This is a genomic window from Tabrizicola sp., assembly GCF_051645465.1.
In the GTDB taxonomy this organism is placed as follows: Bacteria; Pseudomonadota; Alphaproteobacteria; order Rhodobacterales; family Rhodobacteraceae; genus Tabrizicola.
In genome coordinates this window covers 1-6,557 of the sequence record NZ_JBOFBI010000164.1, presented here as the reverse complement: position 1 = coordinate 6,557, position 6,557 = coordinate 1, and the positions used below count along the sequence as shown (strand labels likewise).

Here is a 6,557-nt window from a genome sequence, read left to right as displayed (position 1 = left end):
CCTGGGGTCAAAGATCATCGGTCTGAAACGTGTCGCAATCGGCGATCTGGCCGGACTGCAGCCCGACCATGAACCAGCGCGACCGCTGTTCCGAGGTCCCGTGGGTGAACGTATGCGGCATGGGGCGCTGACCGGCGTTGCGCTGGAGGGTGTCGTCGCCGATCTGGCGGGCGGCGTTCACGGCTTCTTCGAGATCGCCGCGCTCCACCACGCCTAGGGTCTGCACTGCCTCGCGGGCCCAGATGCCGGAGAGGCAATCGGCTTGGAGTTCGACCCGGACGGAGATCGCGTTCGATTCCTCCTGGCTCACCTGTTGGCGGACGCGGTTGGCCTCGCCCAGGATGCCGAGCTCGTTCTGGACGTGATGGCCGATTTCGTGGGCCACGACATAGGCGGCGGCGAAATCTCCGCTGGCGCCGAGGCGCTGGTGGAGCGTCGTGAAGAAGGCGGTGTCGAGGTAGACCTTGCGGTCGGCCGGGCAGTAGAAGGGGCCTGTGGCCTCGGATGCGCCGCCGCAGCCGGAGCGGGTCGCTTCCTTGAAGAGAACGAGGGTCGCGGGGCGGTACGTTTTTCCGAGCTGGTCCTGGAAGACGTTGGTCCAGATCTCTTCGGTGTCGGCCAGGACCACCGAGACGAAGTCGCCCTCGGCCTTATCCTCGGCGGTGAGTTCGGCGGGTTGCCCGCTGGTCTGGCTTCCGCCCTGATCTCCGGTGCCCAAGAACTGGTTGGGGTCGACCCCGAGGAAGAGGGCGAGGAGGACGACGATGATGGCCCCTGCCCCGCCGATCCCGCCGACTTTCGCCGCCCCGCCACCCATCCGGCGGCGGTCCTCGATGTTGCCGCTTTGCCTACGCCCACGCCAATCCATTCTGTCACCCCTCCCCATTGGACCCGGCGTAACGCTGAGTTACGCCCGTCCGGCGCTAACAAAAACAATGCTTTGTCGATAGGCATCAACGAATCCTTAACATTCGCCGGCACCGGTCGGTACAAGTGTTACTTGCTGGCCCGCTTTATCGGAAGCGGGAAAGCTGCGCCAACAAACCCGTGTCTTTCCCTTGGCCGCGCGCGGGCCTATGGTCGCTGCCAGATTGATCCCTGAAGGCATGCCATGACCCTGACCCGCCAGAACCTGATCCTGATTGCGACTTCTGGCTCGGTCGGGCTTCTGGGCGGAGCCTTCGCGTTCCAGTACATCGGCGGGCTTGCGCCGTGTCAGCTTTGCCTCTGGCAGCGCTGGCCGCATGCGGCGGCGATCCTGATCGGGGTCGTGGCGCTGGCCACCGGCTGGCGGGGTCTGGCCTGGCTGGGGGTGCTGGCGGCGCTGGCCGCGGCGGGGCTTGGCGTCTTTCATGTCGGCGTCGAGCAGCTTTGGTGGGAGGGCCTGGCCACCTGCACGGCGGGCTCGATCGAGGGTATCTCGACCGCCGATCTTCTGAACCCTGCGGCCGATGTCGCGGCCCCCGTGCGCTGCGACGAGATCGCCTGGTCGATGTTCGGGATTTCGATGGCGGGGTGGAACGTGATCCTGTCGGTCGTTCTGGCGGGGGTCTGGGTGAAGGCGGCACGCACGGCCTGAGCCCTGATCTGCTGAGCCGTTGCCCCCCACCCCCGGCCCCTCCCCACCAGGGGGAGGGGAGGCGCGGGTTGTACCGGCGGGAAGAATGCCGGGCCTGGTCGCGGGTTGGGACGGTTTTCAAATTGAGCGCTTACGCGCGAAGACTCTTTGTCTCGCTTCTGCGCGTGAAGAACGCGCAGAGGCTCGGGTTTTGCGCGCCGCGCGGGGATATTTGGGCAAAGATGAAAGGCTAGGCGGGCGTGTTGGGGCCACAGAGCCGCTGGTGTTCCTGAATCGCGAAGCGGTCGGTCATGCCGGCCACATAGTCGGCGATCACGCGGGCGAGTTGGGTTTCGTCATTGGCGGCCTGGACGTCGGCCTGCCATTCCGGCGGCAGGAGAGCGGGGTTTCTGAGGAAGAGCGGAAAGAGGTCGTCCAGCTTCCGGGTGACCTCGGCGCGCACTTCCATGACGCTTGGGGCGCGGTACATGCGGTGGAAGAGGAAGCTGCGGACCGCCTTCAGGTCCTGATAGAGCGGTTTGGAAAAGCGGATCACCGTGGTTCCGAGGTGCCGGATGTCGTCGACCGACTTCGGCTGGGCGCTTGTCAGGCGGTTCTGAGCCACCGCTATCACATCATCGACCATCCGCCCGAAGACGCGACGGAGTGCCTCATGTCGGCGGCGCATCTTTTCGAGGCCGGGGTAAAGGCGGTCGACCTCCTCGAAGGCGGGGCCGGTGACGGGAAGCTCCATCAGGTCGTCTTCGGTGAAAAGGCCTGACCGCAAGCCGTCATGGAGGTCATGGTGCGAATAGGCGACATCGTCGGCGATGGCGGCCACCTGCGCCTCGGCCGAGGCATGGGTGTCAAGTTCGAGATCCCATTGCTGGTTGACCTCGGCAAGCGCGTAGGGCAGCGGGCCATCGTGCTTCTTGTCGGCATTGGGGCCTGTAACTGGCCCATTATGTTTCGCAATGCCTTCAAGGGTTTCCCAGGACAAGTTCAACCCATCGAAGTCGGCATAATGGCGTTCGAGGCGCGTGACGATCCGGAGCGCCTGGGCGTTGTGGTCGAACCCGCCATAAGGCGCCATCAGGCGTTCCATCGCGTCTTCGCCGGTATGGCCGAAGGGGGTGTGGCCAAGGTCGTGGGCAAGGGCCACCGCCTCGGCAAGGTCGGTGTTGAGACCGAGGACCCCGGCGATGGTGCGGGCGACCTGCGCGACCTCGATCGTATGCGTGAGGCGGGTGCGGTAATAGTCGCCCTCATGTTCCACAAAGACCTGCGTCTTGTGCTTCAGCCGCCGGAAGGCGCTGGAATGGATGATCCGGTCGCGGTCGCGCTGGTAGGGCGAACGGAAAGACGACAGCCGTTCCGGCCACAGCCTTCCCCGCGAGGTGTCGGGCAGACAGGCATAGGGAGCGAGCATCGGGGCCTTCCCTTGTTCGGGGCTTCTGCCTGTCATATATTCACTGACAGTGCGGAAGGATACGTGAACAGCCATGGAACTGACGCTTCCCCCCAGAGTGACGGACCGGGCCTTTGCCCGTCTTGCGGAAATCGCCGAACTGACCGGCGAGACCCGGCCCCTGCGCGTGGCAGTGGACGGCGGCGGGTGTTCGGGGTTTCAGTACTCGATCCAGCTGGACGCCCCGGCTGCGAACGATCTGGTGCTGGAGAAAGACGGGCAGCGGGTGCTGGTCGACAGTGTCAGCCTGCCGTTCCTGCAGAATGCGGTGATCGATTTCACCGATGAGCTGATCGGCGCGCGCTTCGTGGTGGAAAACCCGAACGCCAAGTCGAGCTGCGGCTGCGGGACAAGCTTTTCGCTCTGATCTCAGCTGGCAAGCCGCCCGCGCAGATGCTCGCGCACCCGGATGTCGAGCCAGTAGTTGGTATGCCCGCCGCGACCGATGGGGATTTCATCAGGCGACGTGGTCAGGACATGGGTGCCGATGAAATCGTCGATCCGGAAGATGTTCGTCCAGCGGTTCACACCGGGGGGCGGGGCGTCAAGGTCGGGGAAGGCATGTTCAAAGTAGCGGTTGTAGAGATGCCGCCGGGGTGAGCCCATGGTGATGAGCGTCAGCTCCCGCCCCCGCCCCCAGTACCTGCCCTTGGTGGCCAGAACATCCAGCGCGATGACCGTACCCTGGCTGTGACAGACAAAGTCGATGCGGTCGGGCTCTTCCGTCCGGATCAAGTCGTTGACCAGATTTCTGAGCCGCTTCTGGATCCGGGTACGGAAGATATAGCCATGGGCGGGGACCGGGGCATTTTGGCGGACGCTTGCAAGGGTGGGAAAGGTGATCTCGGCGAAGGTGCGGCTTGGGGGGGCGTGGGGTGCGCGGCGCCAGAGGAAATCGTTGAGGTAGATGATCACATCGCCCGCGACGTTGATCCCGAGGGTGAGCGGACGCAGGATGAAGGGGGCGATGGCAGCGATGCCGGTGACGGCGGAGGCGAGCAGGGGAAGCATGAATTCTTCGAGCATGCAGAAAAGCTTGCCCGCTGCGTCGGTGCTGCAGTGATCGGCGGGGTAAAGGGCGCTGGCCCAGATCAGGATCAGAATGAAGATCGGCATCAGGATGAGGGCGGCGCGGAGGGCTCCGGGAACGACGAGGCGAAGCCGGTCGGCGTTGCGGTCGGCATCGGCAAGGTAGGTTTCGGGGGTGACAGTGCGGAGCGCAAGGCGGCGGTAGAGGAGGTAGAGCGCGCTTGCGGCGATGAGGATCAGGAGCATGGCCACGGCGGCCCAGACGCCCCGGAGCGACGTGGTGAAGAGAACCGCGCGGTCGGAGCCGAAGTAGCAGTCCGAGTTCGGGAGGAACGGGCCGAAGCCGCAGGGCTCGCTTGGCGGGGCGACGGTGCGGGTGAGTACGCCGGGGCCGATCTGGCCGTAGGCGGCGGCGACTGCGGCCCAGGCGAGGCCGATGAGGAGGAACCACAGGAGCATCATCAGCGACAGCGTCGGCATCAGGAGGTCGCTTCGGCTGAGGGGATCGCGGCGGAAGATGGCGGCGAACCACCTGATGCCGAAGATCAGGGCGGTGACCGCGAGGCCGCACCAGATGAGCACCATCAGGCCTTGAAGGCGCATCGCGTGCAGGAAGGGTCCGGCGACGTGCTTGCCAAGGCAGGTGGTGCTGTCCGTCGCGGACTTCCAGGAACAGAGCGCCTGGCGGAACGACTCGTCGATCCAGGGGAGCGCGTAGGGTATGCCGGCGGTGCCGTCGAGCGAAGTGAAGAGCAGAAGGAGAAGGCCTGCGACTGCGAGATAGGCGCCCATGTGGCGGACGAGGAAGCTTTGGCTTCTGATCTGGAGGAAGACGGCGAGGCCGATGCAGGAAAGGGCCGTGAGGAACGATACCCAGTTCGTCTTGTCGCCGAGGAGGACGATGAAGAAAAGGCCGATGAAAAGCGTGATGTTAAGCGCGAAGACCGGGCCGTGGATTGCCAGTGCGGCCCCCCGCGCGAGTGCTCGCCAGGCGGCCTGGGGTCGGGAGGTGAGGTCGGGGAAGACGGTCAGGGCGTTCTCGCGCACGACATGGGCGAGGCCGAGCATGATGCGCCCAAGCCCGACCAGGACCGCTGGCGCCGAGGACGCAGAGCCGCCGACATCGCCCCAGTAGAAGTCGGTGATCACGCGTTCTGGGCTTTGTGGGTCCGGGAACTGCCCGCGGAACTGCCTGAAGCGGGTCAGCCGGGCCGGAAACGACTTGGCGATAGGGTCGGAGCCCTTCAGCGGCTTCTCGAACAGCTGAAAGTCATCTGAGGCTCGGCGGCGGAACGAGCCGTCAGGCCCTGCCGCCTCGGCGCCGTCGAGGGCGCCTGCGACGAGATCGGAACTTTCGCCCGCCGCCCGGATGCCGACACCGTGCACCACGACGATCAGTTGCTTTTTCACTGGTTTGATGGGCTGATCTGGCATGATGAGGCATTCTGCTGAACTGACGCCAGGGAAACCTAGCACGGCATAGTTCCCGGCTTGTGCGAAAAAGCCGTGAACCCCGGGGCTTGCGCGACGCCCCCGGGCCTGAGACAAAGGCTGCATGAAACTCGCGACATTCAACATCAACGGGATCAAGGCGCGGATCGAGGCGCTGACGGCCTGGCTGCAGACGGCGGCCCCGGATGTGGTCTGCCTTCAGGAGATCAAGTCGGTCGACGAGGCCTTTCCGCGCGCGGAAATCGAGGCGCTGGGGTACCAGGTCGAGACGCATGGCCAGAAGGGCTTCAACGGGGTGGCGATCCTGTCGAAGCTGCCGCTTGGCGACATCCGCCGCGGTCTGCCGGGCGACGACAGCGACGAGCAGGCGCGCTGGATCGAGGCGGTGGTCGACGCGGGGCGCCCCGTGCGGGTCTGCGGCCTATACCTTCCCAACGGAAACCCCGCGCCGGGGCCGAAGTATGACTACAAGCTTGCCTGGATGGCGCGGATGGAAGCGCGGGTGCGGGAGCTCTTGGCCGCAGAGGAGCACTTCGTTGCCTTGGGCGACTACAACGTGATCCCGCAGGCAGCGGATGCCGCGAAGCCCGAGGCCTGGGTGACCGATGCGCTTTATCTGCCCGAGACCCGTGTGGCGTTCCGGCGCATTGCCCATCTGGGGCTGACCGATGCGGTAAGGGCGCAAAGCCCCGGGCCGGGGGTCTATACGTTCTGGGACTATCAGGCCGGCGCCTGGGAGCGGAACAACGGCATCCGGATCGACCATGTGATGCTGTCACCTCAGGCGGCAGATAGGCTACAGGAGACAGGCATCGACAAGGCCGTGCGAGGGGGCGACAAGCCTTCGGACCATGTGCCGGTCTGGGTGCGGCTGGCGGCGTGAGGAACAAAATCCTTAAGTAAGGATTTTGGCAAAGGGTCTACCCTAGCTGAGTGTCCTGAGGGGTTTCAGTCTGCAGGCTTTGAGGAGGATTTTGTAGAGGTCCTCGCGCCTGTTGTTGAAGCGGAATTCGGTTTCCTTGAGGAAGACGGGGAAGCTGGTGGGGCGGA

The 6,557-nt window shown here is 65.0% G+C and carries 6 protein-coding genes; 3 read left to right on the top strand and 3 right to left on the bottom strand.

Annotated features, from left to right (window positions below):
- Positions 1 to 7 precede the first annotated feature (7 nt).
- Positions 8 to 868 carry a KPN_02809 family neutral zinc metallopeptidase gene (gene ypfJ, locus ACRCSW_RS10330; RefSeq protein WP_438704813.1) on the bottom strand — a complete coding sequence of 287 codons (861 nt, stop codon included), beginning with the start codon at positions 866 to 868 and terminating at the stop codon, positions 8 to 10.
- A gap of 249 nt (positions 869 to 1,117) precedes the next feature.
- Between ypfJ and ACRCSW_RS10325 the strand changes: the two genes are divergently transcribed.
- A complete protein-coding gene (locus tag ACRCSW_RS10325) occupies positions 1,118 to 1,579 on the top strand; it encodes a disulfide bond formation protein B (RefSeq protein WP_438704817.1) in 462 nt (153 codons plus the stop codon).
- 229 nt (positions 1,580 to 1,808) lie between these two features.
- On the opposite strand, the gene ACRCSW_RS10320 is transcribed toward ACRCSW_RS10325, so the two are convergent.
- Positions 1,809 to 2,987 (bottom strand): deoxyguanosinetriphosphate triphosphohydrolase, encoded by a 1,179-nt coding sequence (locus ACRCSW_RS10320; RefSeq protein WP_438704811.1) that lies wholly within the window; start codon positions 2,985 to 2,987, stop codon positions 1,809 to 1,811.
- Positions 2,988 to 3,066: 79 nt separating this feature from the next.
- Between ACRCSW_RS10320 and ACRCSW_RS10315 the strand changes: the two genes are divergently transcribed.
- The gene (locus ACRCSW_RS10315) at positions 3,067 to 3,393 is read left to right on the top strand and encodes a HesB/IscA family protein (protein WP_438704815.1); all 327 of its coding nucleotides are present in this window, start codon (positions 3,067 to 3,069) and stop codon (positions 3,391 to 3,393) included.
- A gap of 2 nt (positions 3,394 to 3,395) precedes the next feature.
- On the opposite strand, the gene ACRCSW_RS10310 is transcribed toward ACRCSW_RS10315, so the two are convergent.
- A complete protein-coding gene (locus ACRCSW_RS10310) occupies positions 3,396 to 5,489 on the bottom strand; it encodes a hypothetical protein (protein ID WP_438704810.1) in 2,094 nt (697 codons plus the stop codon).
- 121 nt (positions 5,490 to 5,610) lie between these two features.
- Between ACRCSW_RS10310 and xth the strand changes: the two genes are divergently transcribed.
- Complete coding sequence (gene xth, locus ACRCSW_RS10305; RefSeq protein WP_438704809.1) at positions 5,611 to 6,390, top strand: exodeoxyribonuclease III; 780 nt, start codon at positions 5,611 to 5,613, stop codon at positions 6,388 to 6,390.
- Positions 6,391 to 6,557 lie beyond the last annotated feature (167 nt).